A 17,995-nucleotide genomic window follows, 5' to 3' on the forward strand; every position below is an offset into this window, starting at 1 on the left:
CGTCAGGACTCCAGCAGACGCCGCACCCGGGGATGCAGCGGCAGGGGTGGGGTGGTGCGTTCCCGCAGCAAGGCCTCCACCGGATCCTTGCGGGTCAGATGGCGACCGTCGGGACGGGAGCGCCAGCGTCCGTGCAGCCAATTGTACTGTTCGGCGTATTCGACGATCCAGGGGGTGAAGGCCTCTTGAATGCGGGCGGTGAAGGCGTGTTCCTCCTCTTCACCCGCCTGTTTTTCGGGCGGCTCCAGAATTTCTCCCACCTTGAGACAGGCCTCTCCGGGGGCTTCGCGCACGCAGACCAGAGGGACCACCGGGGCTTGAAAACGCATGGCCAGCCGGGCGGGACCCGCAGGGCAGAGGGCGGGCACCCCCAGAAACGGGGCCACGATGCCGCCTTCGCGGGTGTTGATGTCCACCATCAGTCCCAGCACCTGCTTTTTCAACAAGGCCGTCACGATGGCGCGGGGTTCGCGCCGGGGAATCCAGGTGCAGCCGTAGGGTTGGCGCAGTTCCGTGAAGAGAGCCTCCGCCAGGGGATTGTTGGCGTGGCGATAGACCGTGGCCAAAGGCAGACCCAGGGTGGACCCCACATGGCGCAGCCCCGGTTCCCAACTGCCCAGATGCACGGCGCAGGCCACGACGCCCCGTCCACGGGCGTGGGCGGCCAGCAGATGCTCCGCGCCTTCGTCGCGAACCCGGATGTCGGTGACGCGCACCCCCTCCAGATGGCTCAGAAAGATGTTTTCCACCGCCAGCGCGGCCAGCCGGGAATAGCCCTCTCCGGTAAGACCGTTTCCGAAGATCAACTGCGGATTGGTCCTGGCCCAATGCCATTCCGAGCGCAGCAGCAGGGAACTGAGGCGGGCCAGGCGACGGGTGCGGGCGAAGGCCGACTCCAGGCTGCCCCGTTGCAGCCAGGCGATGGCGTTGGAGAGAAACAGCCCCTCCAGACGGTGGCGAAGGGTTGTCATGGCGCCTGCTCCATCACCTGTTCCGGGGTGATCTCCCGCAGACAGCGCAGATGTTGTTCCGGGCACCGGCGTTTGAAACAGGGGCTGCAGGGCAACTGCCGCCACAGGATGACGGCGTTATCGCTCAGGGGTGGGGTATGGCGGGGATCGGAGGAGCCGAAAAGGGCGATGACCCGACCGGGGAGCGCGGCGGCCACATGCATGAGACCGGAGTCGTTGCTGACGGTACAGTGGGCCAAAGAGAGCAGGCAGACCGCCTCGTCGAGGGTGGTGGTTCCGGCCAGGTTGACCGCGGGTAGACCGATCCCCGTGGCGATGTCCCGCCCCAGCGGTTCTTCCTTGGCGGAGCCGAAGATCAGGGGTTGCAGACCGCGCTCCACGGCCAGACGGCCAAAGGTGATCCAATGGTCCGTGGGCCACTGCTTGGCCGGGCCGTACTCCGCGCCGGGGCACAGGGCCAGAAGAGGGGAGTCCGCCCGAAGGGCGATGCCGAAGCGTTGCGCCACGCTTTCCGCAAGATCCCGCTCCACCTGCAGCCGGGGTTGGGGCAGGGGAGAGGGCAGCGGGTGAGCGGAGGGCAGGGCCAGGGCCACGAAGCGGTCGATGGTGCGGGGCAGACGTTTGGCATCCAGCAGACGCCAGTCGTTGAGCAGTCCCAGACGGGCCTCCCCCAGAAAGCCGCTGCGTTGCGGAATGGCCGCCACCCAGGGGGGAATGGCCGATTTGAAGGAGCGGGGCAGTACGATGGCGCGGCGATAGTGTTCCCCGGCCAGTTGTTGGCCCAATTGCCAGCGTTTGCGCAGTCCCGCTTCGCCGTGGGCCACCTCCAGGGGGTGAACGCGGCGAATCTCCGGCATGAAGCGCAACAGACCCAGGCTCCAGGGCGGGGCCACCACATCGATGGGTTCGTCGGCATCCTGCTGTTTCAATTGGCGGAACAGCCCCTGGGCCAGCATCATGTCGCCCACCCAGGAAGGTCCGACCACCACCACGCCTCGGGGCGCGGTCTGACCGAGGTCAGCCATCTTCTTTTTGCAAAACCTCGAAGTAGCGGTCGATGCCCTCTTCCAGACTCAGGAAGGGTTGGCTGTAACCCGTCTCCCGCAGGCGGCGCATGTCGGCCTGGGTGAAGTTCTGGTACTTCTCCCGCAGGCCGTCCGGCATGGGGACGTATTGGATGGCGCCCCGGCCCAGACGCCGGATCCAGTGGTTGGCGATGTCGTTGAAGGCGCGGGCCTGGCCGGTGCCGCAGTTGAAGACGCCCTGACGCGGTGCGCCACGGGCCAGAAAGAGGTTGACCGAGACCACGTCGTCCACATGGATGAAATCCCGCAGTTGGCCACCGTTTTCGTAACCGCCGCCGCCTTCGAAGAGTCGGGCTCCGGAGGTATCTTTCAATTGCCGGTAAAGCTGATAGACCTGGGAGGCCATGTGCCCCTTGTGGTGCCGCTCCCTCGGGCCGTAGACGTTGAAATAGCGCAAGCCCGCCACGGTGGAGGTGAGCCGGGGGAAATAACGCATCACGTAACGGTCGAAGGCCAGTTTGGAATAGCCGTAGACGTTGAGGGGGGCCTCGTTTTCCGGCTCTTCGGCAAAACGGGTGCTGGAGCCGTAGGTGGCGGCGCTGGAGGCGTAGACGAAGGGAATCTTGTGGTTGACCGCTTCGTGGAAGAGGATTTTGGAGTAGGTGAAGTTGTTGTCCATCATGTAGCGGCCATTGTACTCCATGGTGTTGGAGCAGGCCCCCTGGTGGAAAATCGCCTCGACGCGCATCCGCTCGAAGAGCTTGTTTTCCACCTTTTGGCGGAACTCCACCTTGTCCATGTAGTCGGCGTAGAAGAGATCCCGCAGATTGAGGAACTTGCTGGCGGTTTCCAGATTGTCCACCACCAGGATGTCGGTGATGCCTTCCCGGTTCAGGGCGGCGACGATGTTGGAGCCGATGAACCCGGCGCCTCCGGTGACGATGTACATGGTTTGGCTCTCCTCGATGTGCGCTATTCGGCGTCTTCCCGGATTTCGGCCACGATGCGGGAGGTGGAGCGCCCCGCCACCAGCGGCACCAGGGCCACCCGGCCCCCCCAGGATTTGACTTCGTTGCCGCCGACCACCTGGTCTTCCCGATAGTCCGCCCCCTTGGCGAGGAGGTCGGGTTCCAGGGCGCGGATCAGGGTCAAGGGGGTATCCTCGTCGAAGAGGATGACCAGATCCACGGCGGCCATGGCGGCCAGCACGCGGGCTCGGTCCTCTTCCCGGATGATGGGCCGCCGGGGGCCTTTCAGGCGGGAGACGGAGTTGTCGGTGTTGAGCCCAACCACCAGGCGGTGGCCCAGGTTGCGGGCCGCTTCCAGATAGGTGACGTGGCCGGCGTGCAACAGATCGAAGCAGCCGTTGGTGAAGACCACCGTCTCCTTGCGGGCTTTCCAGGCGGCGACCCGGCTGCGGGCCGTTTCCAGGGAGCAGATCTTGTCCGACTGGTCCAGGGCCTGGGCGGAGACCACGGCTTCCAGCAGTTCATGGGCGGCGATGGGGTAGGTGCCCACCTTGCCCACTACCACACCGGCGGCCAGATTGGCCAGGTTCAGGGCGTCCAGCCGGGGCAGACCGCAGGCCAGACAGGCCCCCAGAACCGCGATGACCGTATCCCCCGCGCCGGAGACATCGAAAACCTCCCGGGCCACGGCGGGCAGCCGGGTGGTGTGGGGACCGCCGTCCACCAGGGCGATGCCCAGTTCGCTCAGGGTCACGGCCAGGAAATCGACCCGAATGTGCTGCCGCAGGCCCTCTCCGGCCTGCAGCAGGTTGTCCAGGTCGCCGATGGGGGCGGGAATGGCGGTGGCCAGTTCCAGCCGGTTGGGACACAGCACCGTGGCGCCGCTGTATTTGACGAAATCGACGCCTTTGGGATCCACCAGAACCGGAATACCCAGCCGGCGTCCGGCGGAGATCACCGCCTGGCAGAGGCCGGGGGTCAGGACACCCTTGTTGTAGTCCGACAGAATGATGGCTCCCGGCGGATCGGCCTCCTCCAAACGGGCCAGAAGGTGTTCCGTCAGGGTTTGCACCGCCTCCGGGGGCGGGTGATCCGCCTCTTCCCGATCCAGGCGCAACATCTGTTGATGCCCCCCGATGATGCGGGTCTTGGTGCTGGTGGGGCGTTGCGGCAGGGCCAGGACGGAGCGGGTGTCGCAGCCCGCTTCCGTCAGCAGGGTGAGCAGACGCCGGCCGTCGGCATCCTCGCCCACCAGTCCGGCGATCAATGGACGCATACCCAGACGGGCCAGGTTGAGGACTACGTTGGCGGCCCCGCCGCAGCGGTCGCACTCCCGGTCCCAGCGCACCACCGGAACGGGGGCCTCCGGGGAGATGCGGCTGACCGAGCCCCAGATGTAGCGATCCAGCATCAAATCGCCCACTACCAGGATGGGTTTGCCGTCAAAGCGGTTTTCGATCAACTGCAGGATGGGAGTCCTATCGGTGAACATGGTTTTCTCCCGCCATCATGGCCTCTTCCACCCAGTCGCACAGGATGTGGCCGATGAGGATATGGGCCTCCTGGATGCGGGCGGTGGTGCGGCAGGGGATGGTCAGGCAGAGATCGGCGATCTCCTGCAGCCTGCCGCCGGCGTTTCCGGAAAAGGCTGCGGTGAAAGCCCCGATCTCCCGTGCCTGCAACAGGGCGTTGACCACGTTGGGACTGTTGCCGGAGGTGGAGATGCCCACCACCAGATCTTCGGGACGGCAGAGGGCTTCCACCTGGCGGGAAAAGAGTCGTTCGTAGCCGTAATCATTGCCGACGGCGGTCAGAATCGAGGTATCGGTGGTCAGGGCAATGGAGGGCAGCCCCTTGCGTTCCCGGGCGAAACGTCCCACCAGTTCGGCGGCCAGATGCTGGCTGTCGGCGGCGCTGCCGCCGTTGCCCATCCAGAGGATCTTGCCTCCGGCCTGCAGGCAGCGGGTCATGGCCTCGGCCAGTTGTTGAATCCGGGGCGCCAGGGGCACGAGGGCAGCCACGGTGGCCTGGTGCTCCTGAATGGTCCTTTCGATGTCGATCAAGGCAGCCTCCCTGCTTGCAGATGCTCCACAAAGGCGGACAAATCGGCGAATACCGGTACTTCTGGATGTTCCCTGGCCGACTCCTCGCCTTTGCCGGTACGCACCAGGGCCGGACGGCATCCCGCAGCCCGCGCGGCCAGCACATCCCGCCCGGCATCCCCGACGAACCAGGTGGTGGCCGGATCGAAGCCCCATTCGGCTTGGGCCCGAAGGATCAGACCGGGTTTGGGCTTGCGGCAGGAACAGGCCTCCGAGGCGAGGTGGGGGCAGAGGTAGATTTTTTCCAGGCTCCCCCCGGCCATCTTGCATTGTTCCTGCATGAAATGGTGGATTTTGTCCAGGTTTTCCGCCGAGAGCAGTCCCTTGCCGACACAGGCCTGGTTGGTGATCACCAGTACGGTGTATCCCAGACGATGCAGTTCGGCCAGGGCCGACAGCACGCCGGGCAGGAAGGCGAACTCCTCCAGGGAGAGGACGTAGTCGGGGCGGTCGCGATTGATGACGCCGTCGCGATCCAGCAGCACGATGGGTGGGGCTTTCGAGAGACCATCCATGGAAAAATTCTCGTTCGGGCCGGAGAAAGGTGGCATTATACCTCCGGCGTATCGATGTGGAAACCGGGGTTGGAGGTTCTTTGGAGGTTGTTCGCATGAGGCTTTCAAAGCGGTCTAAAATGTCATTGGTGCAGTTTTTTTTGAGATTTAATCGTCACGAGCAACAAATACTGTTTGAAAAACACGATATCCATGATGTATGGTATAGTTTTGATGTCATTCGCGAGTCTCTGGAGTCGGCATCGGAAGAGAGTATAACAAGTTTGCTTGATGAAATGTGCCGGACTCCGGTTTCCATGCGAAGATGCATGGACGATGATATATATTTTGAAAGATGGGGCGATCTGTGTCGCAATCTTGAGTTGGATGGTTATATTCGTCGAATAGATGAATGGGGTCATCCATCCGGCCCGTTTATTGCTAATGATCCTGCCCCGGCGGGGCAGGAGCCGTTGGAGGATCTCCTCACGGTCGAGTTCGACGAGTCTCATCTGAATGGAGCGGAGGATATCCTCGGGTTGTTGAGTAAGTCGGCGAAAGCTTACGTTCGAGGGGACCATAACGCCGCGCTCGTCAACGCACGGATTGCCTTGGAATCTACTGCCAGAGCATTGGCCGACTCTCCAACATCTCCCGATTCGATCAAATGGGGATCTATCTTATGCGATCTTAAGAGGAGGGATATGATCACGGATGAGCACGAAAAAGCCTTGGCGGGTGTTTATGGCATATTATCCAAAGCAGCCCATCATCATATGACGGAACAGGAATATGCCCGTTTTGGTCGCAGTCTCGCATGCTCTATGATATTCTTCCTGCTTAGAGTCAAGCTAAAGAGTAATTAAATGGATTTCGATGTCTATTGCGATGAAAGTCGCCCGGACCTGCTGACCTCCAGAAATTCCACGGGCCGATTCATGGTCATCGGTAGCCTGTGGCTGGAATCGTTCCGCCGAAAGGGTGCCAAGAGTGACATTCATGCTCTGCGAGACCTTCATCGGATTGGAGGAGAGTTCAAGTGGCAGAAGGTTTCCCCATCAAAAATCCAATTTTATCTTTCTCTGCTTGACTGGTTTTTCGCACAAGCGGAAAGTGCGAAGTTTAAATGTATATTGGTGTCGCATGATCCGAACGATTTGGAATTTCACGAGGGAGATGGCGAGCTTGGATTTTATAAATATTATTTTGAAATGCTTCATCCGGGAATCGTGGATCCAAATCGTTATTCAATATTTTGCGACTACAAAAGCAATCGCCTGATGACTCGATTGCAGACTTTGAGAGGCTGTCTTTCTGCCGGGTACTCCACCTCGCCAGTCGTGCAGGTGCAAGCCGTCCGCTCCGAGGAGTCGGTTCTCATTCAATTGACCGATCTTTTAACAGGTGCGGTTAGCGCCAGGTTGAATGATTCATTGGTGCAGGGCAGCGCCAAAACGGTTTTGGTTAGCCATCTGGAATCCCGACTGGGACGCCCTCTGCTGCCCGAAAATCGGGGAGGGTCAAAATTTGATATCCTAGAATTTCGTCGGGCCGGGGGAAGTTGAGTTGGGCTATCCTCCGCTGCTCGGATTGCTGAATGTCGAGGCCTTTCGAAAGCATTTCGAGTCTTTGTATTGCCAGCAACCGATTGTCACCTTCGACGGGATTTCCGTTCGATTCCGGAAAGAGGATTTTGATCATTGTTGTTTCGAATCCAGTCAACGCAATGGCATAAAGGATTGTTTTTCGCTGCCGAGAGCGGAGAGACTGGGGTGGATCCGGGAAGCGCTTCAGGATCCACGAAGCGACCGTTATATCGGATGGGATAGTAGCAAAAAGCGTTACGACCCGCACCGCCGCGTGACCGTGGTGATGGGAGACTATGTTGTCGTGATCGCGATAACGGGGTATGAATCGGCTCGGTTTGTAACGGCTTTTGTGGCGGATAGTCCCGAAACCATCACAAAAATCAAAACCGCTCCTCGATGGGCCATAAAAAACCGCTGATTCGCCAGGCTGGCTCAGCGGGGGCCTTTGCAGGTTCTGCTGCCACTGGCAGAGAACACCCTCATAGTGGTTTAACGGGAAGGGTAAGTCAATCGAATTCGGTTGCTTGCAGTCTTCTGGCCATTTCCGCTGAAGACCGATCCTGATCGAGGGGCTTTTGCGGAACTGGCACCGGTGAGGGCCATGTGCCATCATGGTCTGTGCGTTGGTGAGAAAATCGTTCCTACCACGCCTGAACCCTTGGGGGGCGGACGGGCAGGATTGGCCGCAGAAAGGACTCGACTTGTGACCCAGTACGTGCGTTGGCGGCAATGTCTGTTGCTCGTGGTGATGATGCTGTGGGCCCTCCCCCTGCGGGCGGAAGAGACGACGGAGACCGTCGGGCCCGCTCCCGGAGAGCGATTGCAGTTCAATCTGAGCTGGATGGGCATTCCCGGCGGTCGTGCCGAGATGCGTTACACCAAGCCAGAGGCCGACACATATTCCATCGAGACCACCCTGGATTCCATCGGGGCGGTTCGCTTCATGTATCTGGTGGAAGACCGCCTGGAGGCCAATGGGATGGTCACCCCCCAGGGTTTGTTGAGTCGCACCTACCTCAAGCTGCAGAACGAGGGCAGCCGCAACCGTCGCACCGACTATTTTTTCAACCGGGATCTACAACAGGTGCTGATCACCATCAACAACGGCCATCCCAAGCGGTTCGACGAGATGGGGCCGGATGTCAACGATCCCATCACCGCCTGGTACGCGCTGCGTTTCCACAACGACGTGCGCCCCGGAGCCATACTGAACATGCCGATTTTGGATGGCACCAAACGCTACGTGGCGGATGTCTTCATCGGGGAACAGGAGCGCATGGCCACTCCCCTGGGCTTCTTTGACGTGTTGCCGGTGCGGCCTCAGTTGGAACACTCCGATCTCTTTCGGCACCAGGGCAACCTGGTGGTCTATGTGACCAACGATGCCCGACGCATGCCGGTCCGGGTGGAAGCCAAGGTCAAGGTCGGCAGCGTGGTGGCGGATCTGGTCTCCTATGACGACGGCAAGGGGGGACATCAGGAAATTCAACTGGAGAAACGATGAACGCGACCTCCCCGTTGAAGGTGGCCGTGGTCATTCCGGCCCGTTTTTCCTCGACCCGTCTGCCCGGCAAACCCCTGGCGGAGATCGGCGGGCGGGCCATGATCTGCCATGTTTACGATCGCGCCGTCGCCGCCGGTGTGGGGGAGGTGGTGGTGGCTACCGACGACAGCCGTATCCGTCAGGTGGTCGAGGCCGGGGGCGGGCGGGTGGTGATGACCCGTCACGACCATCCTTCCGGAACGGACCGGGTGGCGGAAGCGGCCCGATCGCTGCCGGTGGATGTGGTGGTCAATGTGCAGGGCGACGAACCCTTTCTGGATCCGGAGATGGTGCGCCGGGTGGTGGAGCCCTTCGCCCAAGGGGCGGTCATGGCCACCCTGGCCCATCCGCTGCAATCCTGGTCCGAGTTTCTCGATCCCAACGTGGTCAAGGTGGTCTGCAATCGCCGGGGGGAAGCCCTCTATTTCTCCCGGGCGCCGGTGCCTTTTCCCAGGGATCTGCTCTCCGGGAGCGGTTCGGTGGCAGCCGTTCCGGCAGCGGCCCCCGAAGGCGTTTTGCGCCATATCGGCATTTACGCCTACCGGGCCGATTTTCTGCAAACCCTCGCCTCCCTGAGTCCCACCGCCTTGGAACGGGTGGAAAAGCTCGAACAGTTGCGTGTTCTGGAACACGGCCACCCCATCCGGGTGGTCCCGGTGAGCAAGGCTCTGCCCGGCGTCGATACACCGGACGACCTGGAACGGGCACGAAACCTGTACCGAAAAGGCTCGGGTGGGATATAATCCCGCCGACATCCACATCCTTCCTTCGCGGCGCATTGGGCAACCTGCATGGCCAAATTCATTTTCATCACCGGTGGCGTGGTCTCTTCCCTGGGCAAGGGGCTGGCAGCCGCCTCCCTGGCTTGTCTGCTTCAGGCGCGTGGTTGCCGGGTGACCATCCAGAAGCTCGACCCCTACATCAACGTCGATCCCGGAACCATGAGCCCCTTCCAGCACGGCGAGGTCTACGTCACCGATGACGGTGCCGAAACCGATCTGGACCTGGGCCACTACGAGCGGTTTCTGGGGGTGCCCCTCAGCCGGCGCAACAACGTCACCACCGGGCGCATCTACCAGCAGGTGATCCAGAAGGAGCGCCGTGGCGACTATCTCGGCTCCACGGTGCAGGTCATTCCCCACATCACCGACGCCATCAAGGAGGCCATCCAGTCCGTGGCGGTGGACGGGGATCTGGTCATCATCGAAATCGGCGGCACCGTCGGTGACATCGAATCCCTGCCGTTTCTGGAGGCGATTCGCCAGATGCGCATCGATTACGGGCGCAGCAACACCCTCTTCATCCATCTGACCCTGCTGCCCTACATCCCCACTGCCGGAGAGCTGAAAACCAAACCCACCCAGCACTCCGTCAAGGAGTTGCGGGCCATCGGCATTCAGCCGGACATCCTCATCTGCCGCAGCGACCGGGAGATCCCGCCGTCGGAAAAGAACAAGATCGCCCTGTTCTGCAACGTGGACCGGGACGCCGTCATCTCCTGCGTGGATCAGGACACCATCTACCGGGTACCCTTCTCCCTCTACCGAGAAGGGTTGGCGCGCAAGGTCTTCACTTTGCTGGAAATGCCCCAGGTGGAACCGAACCTGGAGGCCTGGGAACGGGTGCTGGACAAGGTCACCAACCCTGCCGGCAAGGTGACCATCGGCATCGTGGGCAAATACGTCAATCTGAAGGATGCCTACAAATCCCTGGTCGAGGCCCTCTCTCACGGCGGCATCGCCAATGATACGCGGGTCAAGATCCGCTGGGTCGACGCCGAAGCCCTGGAGAGCGGCGACCCCGAAGTGCTGCTCAAGGGAGTGGACGGCATTCTGGTGCCGGGAGGCTTCGGCGAACGGGGCATCTCGGGAAAGATCGCCGCCATTCACTATGCCCGGGAGCAGAGGATCCCCTATTTCGGCATCTGTCTGGGTATGCAGATGGCGGTGGTGGAGTTCGCCCGCAACGTGGCCGGCATTGCCGAAGCCAATTCCACGGAGTTCGACGAGAATTGCCAGGCCCCCGTCATCGGTCTGATGTCCGAATGGATGGACGGCGAGGCCTTGCAGCGTCGCAGCAAAGCCGATGACAAGGGCGGCACCATGCGGCTGGGCTCCTATCCCTGCCTGCTGCTGGAAGGCACCGTAGCCAGTCGGGTTTACGGGCGCACCCTGATCGACGAGCGGCATCGCCATCGTTACGAGTTCAACTCCGCCTATCGGGCCGTTCTGGAAAAGGCCGGTCTGGTCGTTTCCGGCACCAGCCCGGACGGCGCCCTGGTGGAGATGATCGAGGTCAAGGGGCATCCCTACTTTGTGGCCTGCCAGTTCCATCCCGAATTCAAATCCCGTCCCCGGGATCCCCATCCCCTCTTCGTGGCTTTCGTGCGGGCAGCGGTGGAGCACAAGCATGGTTGAGGGTCTGCCCGGCAGGCGTGTCGTCGTCGGGGGGGTTCCCTTCGGCAACGACCTGCCCCTGGCCTTTCTGGCGGGACCGTGTGTCCTGGAGGGGGAGGATTTCGCCCTGCGGGCTGCGGAGGTCGTGGCGGAAACCGCCCGCAAGGTGGGGTGTGGCGTGGTCTTCAAGGGCTCCTTCGACAAAGCCAACCGCACCTCCGGCGAGAGCTACCGCGGGCCCGGACTGGAAGAGGGGTTGCGCATTCTGGAAAAGGTGCGTCGGCAGACGGGGCTGCCCGTGGTGACCGATGTTCACGATGCCTCCCAGGTGGCGGTGGTGGCCGAAGTGGCCGATCTGCTGCAAACCCCGGCCTTTCTGTGTCGTCAGACCGATTTCATTCGGGCGGTGGCCTCGGGGGGTAAACCGGTCAACCTGAAAAAGGGGCAGTTCCTGGCTCCCCAGGATATGGCCAAGGTGGCGGCCAAAGCGGCGGATACCGGAAACCACGATCTGATGCTGTGCGAACGCGGTTTCGCCTTTGGCTACGGCAACCTGGTGGTGGATATGCGCGGCTTGATCATCATGGCCGGCAGCGGCTATCCGGTGATCTTCGACGCCACCCATTCGGTACAGTTGCCGGGGGGCATGGGTCACGCCTCCGGAGGGGAACGGCGCTATGCCCTGCCTTTGGCACGGGGGGCGGCGGCCGTGGGGGTTGCGGGGGTTTTTCTGGAGACCCATCCCGACCCGGATCAGGCTCCGTGCGACGGGCCGAACATGATTCCGCTGCACCATCTGGAATCCTTTTTCCGCCAGGTGACGGAAATCGACCGGGTGGTGAAGGGACACTGAAGGGGGACACGATGGGGCTCAAGACGCCGTTGTACGGGGATCATGTGGCTGCAGGGGGACGCATGGTCGATTTCGGGGGCTGGGACATGCCGCTGCATTTCGGCTCCCAATTGAAGGAACATCTGGCGGTGCGTGCCTCGTGGGGGTTGTTCGATGTCTCCCATATGGGCATTTGCGACGTGACGGGGCCCAATGCCCTGGCTTTCCTGCGTCGTCTGGTGGCCTGCGACCCGGGGCGCTTACAGCCGGGAGCGGCCCAATACGGGGTGATGCTGCTGGAAGACGGTGGTATCGTCGACGACCTGCTGGTCTACCGCCTTGGCGAAAATCGCTATCGACTGGTCATCAACGCCGGCACCCGACAAGGTGACCTGGCCTGGATGCGCCCTCTGTCGGGCGGCTATCCACAAACGGAGATTCGGGAGCGCACCGATCTGGCCATGATCGCCATTCAGGGGCCGCATGCCCTGTCGCAGGTGGTTGACCTGTTGCCGGATGGGGAAGGCATTGCCCGACTGGCCTCCTTTCATGGGCTGGAAACGGCGGAGGGCTGGTTCATCTCCCGTACCGGTTATACCGGCGAGCCGGGGGTCGAGGTCATGTTGCCGGTGGCGGAGGTGGGGCCCTTGTGGCAGCGCCTCCGGGAGGCGGGGGCGGCGTTGTGCGGCCTGGGCTGCCGGGATACCCTGCGTCTGGAAGCGGGCATGAACCTTTACGGTATGGATATGGATCGGGGCAACCATCCCCTGGAATCGGGCATCGCCTGGACCGTTCACTGGGATCCGCCGCAGCGCGATTTCGTGGGGCGCGCCGCGCTCGAAGTCCTTCGCGCACGGGGGGATCACGCCGTGCGGGTCGGTTTGGTCCTGGAAGGGCAGGGGGTGTTGCGTCGGGATCAGGCGGTATTGTTGGACGGAAAAGAGATCGGTCGCACCACTTCGGGCACCTTTTCGCCGAGTCTGGGGTGCGGCATCGCCATGGCGCGGGTTCAGGCCAAATTGGCCGTGGGTTCGACCTGCCAGGTTCAGGTACGGGACAAAGCCTTGACGGTTCGGGTGGTGCGTCCTCCGTTCCTGGGCAAAAAGGAGTAGCCAATGCCTTTCATTCCTCACACCCGGGCGGATGTGGAGGCCATGTTGGCCACCATCGGCGTCAGCAGCCCGGAAGCGCTGTTCGACGAGATTCCCCAATCCCTGCCCCGCAGTCCCCGGGGGCTGATCGATGCGGGTTTGAACGAGATGGCCCTGACCCGGCTGATGAAAGAACGGGCCGGACGGGATGCCGAACTGGTCTGTTTTGCCGGTGGTGGGGCCTACGAGCACCACATTCCGGCGGCGGTGTGGGAGTTGGCCTCCCGAGGGGAGTTCTACAGCGCCTACACCCCCTATCAGCCGGAAGCCAGTCAGGGCATTCTGCAGGTATTTTACGAATACCAGTCCATGCTCTCCGCGCTGACGGGTCTGCCGGTGGCCAACGCCTCCATGTACGACGGAGCCACGGCCCTGGTGGAGGCCATTCGCCTGGCCCTGCGGCAGCGCAACCGGGAGCGGGGCGGGCGGGTACTGCTGCCGGCCTCCCTGGTGGAGAGCTATCGGGAGGTGGTGGAGACCCTGCTCTCCGCCCAGGGGGTGACACTGGAATACCTGCCCTGGGACGAGCGCGGCGGAGGTCTGGATACCGGGGGTGTTTCCGGAGAGGTGGATGTCCTGGTGGTGGCCCAACCCAACGGTCTGGGCATCGTCGAGGAGGTGGACACCCTGGTGGACCGGGGCCATGGGCTGGGGGCGCTGGTGGTGGCCCTGATCAATCCGGTGGCCATGGGGCTGCTGAAACCGCCGGGTGAGTGGGGCCGCAAGGGGGCGGACGTGGCCTGCGGCGAGGGTCAGCCCCTGGGCGTGCCCCTCTCTTCGGGAGGCCCCTATTTCGGCTTCATCTGTTGTCAGAAGGAGCTGGTGCGGCAACTGCCGGGCCGGGTGGTGGGGCGTACCGTGGATCGCAACGGTCGGGGCGGTTTCGTGTTGACGCTGCAGACCCGGGAACAGCACATCCGCCGCGCCAAGGCCACGTCCAACATCTGCACCAACCAGGGTTTGCTGGCCATCGCATCGGCCATTCACATGAGCCTGCTGGGACCACGCGGCTTGAAGGAGGTCGCTCTGGCCTGCCACGCCAATACCCGACGCCTGCTCGACGGCCTGACTGCGCTGCCGGGGGTGAGTCGCGTCCTTTCGGGGCCTTTCTTCCACGAAGGGTTGATCCGCTTGCCTTCGGGCCGTTTGAAGCCTCTTCTGGAGCATCTGCGCGGGCGGGGAATCCTTGGGGGTGTATCTCAGGACCGGCGCGGCGCGGGCTTCGAGGATACCTTGCTGGTTTGTGCCACCGAAACCCGCACGGCTGCCGAAATCGAGCAATACATCCAGGCGGTCGGCGCCTTTCTGAAGGGGTCATGAGATGCTGATCTTCGAGAAGAGCAAGGCGGAGCGCTGCTGTCAGGCTCAGATGCCGGGACCGGGACCGGAAGCGGACGATATTCCCGCGCATCTGCTGCGCAGTCGGGCACCGGTCTGGCCGGAGGTCTCCGAGTTGGAGGTGGTGCGCCACTTCACCCGTCTCTCCCAGTTGAACTACTCCGTGGATACCCACTACTATCCGTTGGGATCCTGCACCATGAAGTACAACCCGAAGGCCTGCCATCGTCTGGCCAGTCTGCCGGGTTTTCTGCAACGCCACCCCCTGGCTCCGGATGAGAGCGGTCAGGGGGTGCTGTCGTGCCTGTTCGAACTGCAGGAGATGCTGCAAAACATCACCGGCATGGCCCAGGTCTCCCTGGCTCCCATGGCGGGAGCCCACGGCGAATACGCCGGAGTGGCCATGATTCGCGCCTACCACGCCTCGCGCGGGGATACGGAACGCACCGAGATGCTGGTGCCTGCGGCGGCCCACGGCACCAATCCCGCCACGGCGGCCATGTGCGGCTTCACGGTGGTGGAGATTCCCATCGATGCCGAGGGGGATGTCGATTTGCAGGCCCTGGATCGTCATCTGGGACCACGCACCGCCGGATTGATGCTGACCAACCCCTCCACCCTGGGGGTTTTCGAGCGCAACGTGGCGGAGATGGCGCGGCGGGTTCATCAGGCGGGCGGGCTGCTCTACTACGACGGCGCCAACCTCAATGCCATCGTGGGCAAGGTGCGTCCCGGCGACATGGGTTTCGACGCCATTCACGTCAATGTTCACAAGACCTTCGCCACCCCTCACGGTGGCGGCGGTCCCGGCTCGGGACCGGTCGGGGTGGGGGAGCGGCTGCGCCCCTTCCTGCCCCTGCCCATGGTGGCGTGGACGGCGGAGGGCTATCGCTGGCTCGGAGGTGAGGAGCGGCCCCAAACCATCGGGCGCATGTCCGGATTCGGCGGTAACGTCGGCATTCTGTTGCGGGCTTATGCCTATTTGCGCATGGTGGGCGCGGAAGGTTTGAGCCGTATCGCCGATTATGCCACACTCAATGCCAACTATCTGATGGTGCGCTTGACCAAAGCCGGATTCCGGGTGGCCTATCCCGGCAGGCGGGCCACCCATGAGTTCATCGTTACCCTGGAGAAGGAAGCCCACGAGATGGGGCTGCGGGCCCTGGACATGGCCAAGGCTCTGCTGGATCGCGGTTTTTATGCGCCCACGGTCTATTTTCCCCAGATGGTGCCCGAGTGCCTGCTGATCGAGCCGACCGAGACCGAGACGCGGGAAGAGCTGGACCGTTTTGCCGATGCCATGATCGCCATTCGGGAACAGGCTCGCACCGAGCCCGGCTGGCTGGCGACAACCCCCACCACCACTCCCGTCACCCGGCTGGATGAAGCCCTGGCGGCGCGCAAGCCCGATCTGGTCTGGAGTGGCGTCAACGCGAATCAGGAGAAGCAAGCATGAGCCGAATTACCCGTCTGCAGGCGCGTGAGATCCTGGATTCCCGAGGGAATCCCACGGTTGAAGTCGATTGCTGGACCGAAAAGGGGGCTTTCGGACGAGCCGCCGTGCCATCGGGGGCTTCCACCGGCACCCGCGAGGCCGTGGAACGCCGCGATGGCGAGGCCGGGCGCTATCAGGGCAAAGGCGTGCGCCATGCCGTGGCCTCGGTTCGGGATGAGCTGGCTCCTGCGGTCAGTGGCATCGAGGTGAGTTTCCAGGGGGATATCGACCGGATCATGATCGAGCTGGACGGCACGGAGAACAAGTCCCGCCTTGGGGCCAACGCCATTCTGGGCGTCTCCATGGCGGTGGCCAAGGCGGCCGCAGCGGAGGCCGGTCTGCCGCTGTTCCGCTATCTGGGCGGCGCCCACGCCTCCTTGATGCCGGTGCCGATGATGAACATCCTCAACGGCGGAGCGCATGCCGACAACAACGTCGACATCCAGGAGTTCATGATCATGCCGGTGGGGGCGGGCTCCCTCGTCGAGGCGGTGCGCATCGGCGCGGAGATCTTCCATGTCCTCAAAAAGGTGCTCAAAAAGCGCGGTCTGAACACGGCTGTCGGGGACGAGGGCGGCTTCGCCCCGAACCTCGACTCCAACGAAGAGGCCATCCGGGTCATTCTGGAGGCGGTGCAGCAGGCGGGTTACGCCCCCGGCGAAGAGGTGGTGCTGGCCCTGGACTGCGCCTCGTCGGAATTCTTCGACACCCAGACCGGTCGTTACCGTCTGGCGGGCGAAAACCGGAATTTCACCTCCGACGAGCTGGTGGATTATTATCAGAACCTGTGCGAACACTATCCCATCCTCTCCATCGAGGATGGCTGTGCCGAAGACGATTGGGACGGGTGGAAGATTCTGACCAAACGCCTGGGAGATCGCATTCAACTGGTGGGCGACGATCTCTTCGTGACCAATTCCCGGATTCTGGCTCAAGGCATTCAGGAAGAGGTGGCCAACGGCATCCTGGTGAAGGTGAATCAGATCGGTACCCTCAGCGAAACCTTCGAAGCGGTGGAGATGGCGCAGCGGGCCGGTTTCTCCACCATCATCAGCCATCGTTCCGGCGAAACGGAAGATACCACCATTGCCGATCTGGCGGTGGCCATGAATGCCGGACAGATCAAAACCGGCTCTTTGTGTCGCACCGACCGGGTGGCCAAGTACAATCAGCTGATTCGCATCGAAGAGAGCCTGGGCCGTTCCGCGCGCTACGGCAGTCGGGAGATTTTCTGCAATCTGGTTCCGGGGTCGGGGGGTTGATACAGGATAACTATTTCTAACTTTGCGCTTTTCTTGTCGGTCTCCTTGAGATAGACTCGCAGCTCAGGGTATCTCCCTACACGCAACGAGAAGGAACCGTCCATGGCCAGAAAAGCCGCCCAGCCCGTCAACGAAGAACCGATGGTGAAAATCGGTGTGGTTGCCCGTCACCTGGGAATTTCCATCCGCACCATTCACATGTACGAAAGGGAGGGGTTGTTCATCTCCTTTAAAAATCCGGCCGGAACCCGCTATTTCAACCATCAGGATGTGGAATGGCTGGAGGAGGTGCGTCACATGATCAAGGCGGGCATCAGCATCGCTGGCATCCGCCGCCTGATGTCTCTGATTCCCTGTTGGGAAGCCAAGGACTGTGTGCATGTGGCCAAGGGAACCTGTCCGGTGTTGACCGACGGCACCCAACCCTGTTGGGCCAATCGGAACAATAAATGTTCCCAGGGACCGCAATTCTGCCGTCAGTGTGAGGTCTATGGGCTGCGTTTCATGGTGACCTCCCTGAAGAACAGCATGCAGATCAGTCTGCGTGACAAACAGGGCCTGTTGAACGGACGGGTTGCCAATGCGACTGCCGCCTGATCCATCGTCTCTTGCCGCGAGGCCCGGTTCGGGCCTCGCGCACGGTTTTTCGGTCTGAACATGGATTGGAATGACCCCCCGTTTTCCGAGAGCGAACCCCCCGCAGCCTCTCCCCAGCCGACGCCGCCCCCGGACGGCATGCCCCTTTGGGTGCGCCATTTGGAGGAGGCTCGCCAGGAACAGCGTCGTGTCCTGGAGCGGCTCCACGAAGCCCAGTAGACCGAGCAGCGCG

The 17,995-nt window shown here is 62.4% G+C and carries 18 protein-coding genes; 13 read left to right on the top strand and 5 right to left on the bottom strand.

The annotated features are described in order from the left end of the window. Positions 1–2 precede the first annotated feature (2 nt). From HQL56_01825 to HQL56_01845, 5 genes are read right to left on the bottom strand one after another with little or no spacing between them, the layout of a single operon-like run. Entirely contained in the window at positions 3–971 is a 969-nt protein-coding gene (locus HQL56_01825) for a lysophospholipid acyltransferase family protein (GenBank protein ID MBF0308252.1), read from the bottom strand. Continuing rightward, on the bottom strand, positions 968–1,996 hold the full coding sequence (gene waaF / locus HQL56_01830; GenBank protein ID MBF0308253.1) for a lipopolysaccharide heptosyltransferase II: 1,029 nt from the start codon (positions 1,994–1,996) through the stop codon (positions 968–970). The genes HQL56_01825 and waaF overlap by 4 nt, the downstream gene beginning before the upstream one ends. Next, positions 1,989–2,945 carry an ADP-glyceromanno-heptose 6-epimerase gene (rfaD, locus tag HQL56_01835; protein MBF0308254.1) on the bottom strand — a complete coding sequence of 319 codons (957 nt, stop codon included), beginning with the start codon at positions 2,943–2,945 and terminating at the stop codon, positions 1,989–1,991. The genes waaF and rfaD overlap by 8 nt, the downstream gene beginning before the upstream one ends. A 23-nt stretch (positions 2,946–2,968) precedes the next feature. Continuing rightward, positions 2,969–4,456, bottom strand: a complete 1,488-nt coding sequence (gene rfaE1 / locus HQL56_01840) for a D-glycero-beta-D-manno-heptose-7-phosphate kinase (protein MBF0308255.1) — start codon at positions 4,454–4,456, stop codon at positions 2,969–2,971. Beyond that, complete coding sequence (locus HQL56_01845) at positions 4,443–5,147, bottom strand: D-sedoheptulose 7-phosphate isomerase (GenBank protein MBF0308256.1); 705 nt, start codon at positions 5,145–5,147, stop codon at positions 4,443–4,445. Before HQL56_01845 ends, rfaE1 begins: the two co-directional genes overlap by 14 nt. Positions 5,148–5,676: 529 nt before the next feature. Between HQL56_01845 and HQL56_01850 the strand changes: the two genes are divergently transcribed. The 13 genes from HQL56_01850 to HQL56_01910 all read left to right on the top strand — a co-directional run bounded on the left by HQL56_01850 (position 5,677) and on the right by HQL56_01910 (position 17,982). Further along, positions 5,677–6,426: a hypothetical protein gene (locus tag HQL56_01850; protein ID MBF0308257.1), complete on the top strand. Its 750-nt coding sequence runs from the start codon at positions 5,677–5,679 to the stop codon at positions 6,424–6,426. Further along, positions 6,427–7,125 carry a DUF3800 domain-containing protein gene (locus tag HQL56_01855; protein ID MBF0308258.1) on the top strand — a complete coding sequence of 233 codons (699 nt, stop codon included), beginning with the start codon at positions 6,427–6,429 and terminating at the stop codon, positions 7,123–7,125. A 1-nt stretch (position 7,126) separates the two neighbouring features. Continuing rightward, a complete protein-coding gene (locus HQL56_01860; protein MBF0308259.1) occupies positions 7,127–7,567 on the top strand; it encodes a hypothetical protein in 441 nt (146 codons plus the stop codon). A gap of 285 nt (positions 7,568–7,852) precedes the next feature. Continuing rightward, positions 7,853–8,653 carry a DUF3108 domain-containing protein gene (locus tag HQL56_01865; protein ID MBF0308260.1) on the top strand — a complete coding sequence of 267 codons (801 nt, stop codon included), beginning with the start codon at positions 7,853–7,855 and terminating at the stop codon, positions 8,651–8,653. Beyond that, a complete protein-coding gene (gene kdsB, locus HQL56_01870) occupies positions 8,650–9,435 on the top strand; it encodes a 3-deoxy-manno-octulosonate cytidylyltransferase (protein MBF0308261.1) in 786 nt (261 codons plus the stop codon). Before HQL56_01865 ends, kdsB begins: the two co-directional genes overlap by 4 nt. A 48-nt stretch (positions 9,436–9,483) precedes the next feature. Further along, positions 9,484–11,109 carry a CTP synthase gene (locus HQL56_01875; GenBank protein ID MBF0308262.1) on the top strand — a complete coding sequence of 542 codons (1,626 nt, stop codon included), beginning with the start codon at positions 9,484–9,486 and terminating at the stop codon, positions 11,107–11,109. Next, the gene (kdsA, locus tag HQL56_01880) at positions 11,102–11,941 is read left to right on the top strand and encodes a 3-deoxy-8-phosphooctulonate synthase (protein MBF0308263.1); all 840 of its coding nucleotides are present in this window, start codon (positions 11,102–11,104) and stop codon (positions 11,939–11,941) included. Before HQL56_01875 ends, kdsA begins: the two co-directional genes overlap by 8 nt. A gap of 11 nt (positions 11,942–11,952) precedes the next feature. Beyond that, positions 11,953–13,032 carry a glycine cleavage system aminomethyltransferase GcvT gene (gene gcvT / locus HQL56_01885; protein MBF0308264.1) on the top strand — a complete coding sequence of 360 codons (1,080 nt, stop codon included), beginning with the start codon at positions 11,953–11,955 and terminating at the stop codon, positions 13,030–13,032. Positions 13,033–13,035: 3 nt separating this feature from the next. After that, positions 13,036–14,391, top strand: a complete 1,356-nt coding sequence (gene gcvPA, locus HQL56_01890) for an aminomethyl-transferring glycine dehydrogenase subunit GcvPA (protein MBF0308265.1) — start codon at positions 13,036–13,038, stop codon at positions 14,389–14,391. 1 nt (position 14,392) lies between these two features. Further along, on the top strand, positions 14,393–15,865 hold the full coding sequence (gcvPB, locus tag HQL56_01895) for an aminomethyl-transferring glycine dehydrogenase subunit GcvPB (protein ID MBF0308266.1): 1,473 nt from the start codon (positions 14,393–14,395) through the stop codon (positions 15,863–15,865). Further along, entirely contained in the window at positions 15,862–17,166 is a 1,305-nt protein-coding gene (eno, locus tag HQL56_01900) for a phosphopyruvate hydratase (protein MBF0308267.1), read from the top strand. Before gcvPB ends, eno begins: the two co-directional genes overlap by 4 nt. A 102-nt stretch (positions 17,167–17,268) precedes the next feature. Then, positions 17,269–17,763: a MerR family transcriptional regulator gene (locus tag HQL56_01905; protein ID MBF0308268.1), complete on the top strand. Its 495-nt coding sequence runs from the start codon at positions 17,269–17,271 to the stop codon at positions 17,761–17,763. Between the two features lie 60 nt (positions 17,764–17,823). Next, positions 17,824–17,982, top strand: a complete 159-nt coding sequence (locus HQL56_01910; protein MBF0308269.1) for a hypothetical protein — start codon at positions 17,824–17,826, stop codon at positions 17,980–17,982. Positions 17,983–17,995: the final 13 nt, after the last annotated feature.

This window comes from Magnetococcales bacterium (genome assembly GCA_015231925.1).
Taxonomy (GTDB): Bacteria; Pseudomonadota; Magnetococcia; order Magnetococcales; family JADGAQ01; genus JADGAQ01.

Excerpts from the sequence above, each read along its gene's own strand:
- HQL56_01825 (MBF0308252.1), bottom strand. The coding sequence starts at position 971 with ATGACAACCCTTCGCCACCGTCTGGAGGGGCTGTTTCTCTCCAACGCC.
- waaF (MBF0308253.1), bottom strand. The coding sequence starts at position 1,996 with ATGGCTGACCTCGGTCAGACCGCGCCCCGAGGCGTGGTGGTGGTCGGA.
- rfaD (MBF0308254.1), bottom strand. The coding sequence starts at position 2,945 with ATGTACATCGTCACCGGAGGCGCCGGGTTCATCGGCTCCAACATCGTC.
- rfaE1 (MBF0308255.1), bottom strand. The coding sequence starts at position 4,456 with ATGTTCACCGATAGGACTCCCATCCTGCAGTTGATCGAAAACCGCTTT.
- HQL56_01845 (MBF0308256.1), bottom strand. The coding sequence starts at position 5,147 with ATGCCGTCCGGCCCTGGTGCGTACCGGCAAAGGCGAGGAGTCGGCCAG.
- HQL56_01850 (MBF0308257.1), top strand. The coding sequence starts at position 5,677 with ATGAGGCTTTCAAAGCGGTCTAAAATGTCATTGGTGCAGTTTTTTTTG.
- HQL56_01855 (MBF0308258.1), top strand. The coding sequence starts at position 6,427 with ATGGATTTCGATGTCTATTGCGATGAAAGTCGCCCGGACCTGCTGACC.
- kdsB (MBF0308261.1), top strand. The coding sequence starts at position 8,650 with ATGAACGCGACCTCCCCGTTGAAGGTGGCCGTGGTCATTCCGGCCCGT.
- HQL56_01875 (MBF0308262.1), top strand. The coding sequence starts at position 9,484 with ATGGCCAAATTCATTTTCATCACCGGTGGCGTGGTCTCTTCCCTGGGC.
- kdsA (MBF0308263.1), top strand. The coding sequence starts at position 11,102 with ATGGTTGAGGGTCTGCCCGGCAGGCGTGTCGTCGTCGGGGGGGTTCCC.
- gcvT (MBF0308264.1), top strand. The coding sequence starts at position 11,953 with ATGGGGCTCAAGACGCCGTTGTACGGGGATCATGTGGCTGCAGGGGGA.
- gcvPA (MBF0308265.1), top strand. The coding sequence starts at position 13,036 with ATGCCTTTCATTCCTCACACCCGGGCGGATGTGGAGGCCATGTTGGCC.
- gcvPB (MBF0308266.1), top strand. The coding sequence starts at position 14,393 with ATGCTGATCTTCGAGAAGAGCAAGGCGGAGCGCTGCTGTCAGGCTCAG.
- eno (MBF0308267.1), top strand. The coding sequence starts at position 15,862 with ATGAGCCGAATTACCCGTCTGCAGGCGCGTGAGATCCTGGATTCCCGA.
- HQL56_01905 (MBF0308268.1), top strand. The coding sequence starts at position 17,269 with ATGGCCAGAAAAGCCGCCCAGCCCGTCAACGAAGAACCGATGGTGAAA.
- HQL56_01910 (MBF0308269.1), top strand. The coding sequence starts at position 17,824 with ATGGATTGGAATGACCCCCCGTTTTCCGAGAGCGAACCCCCCGCAGCC.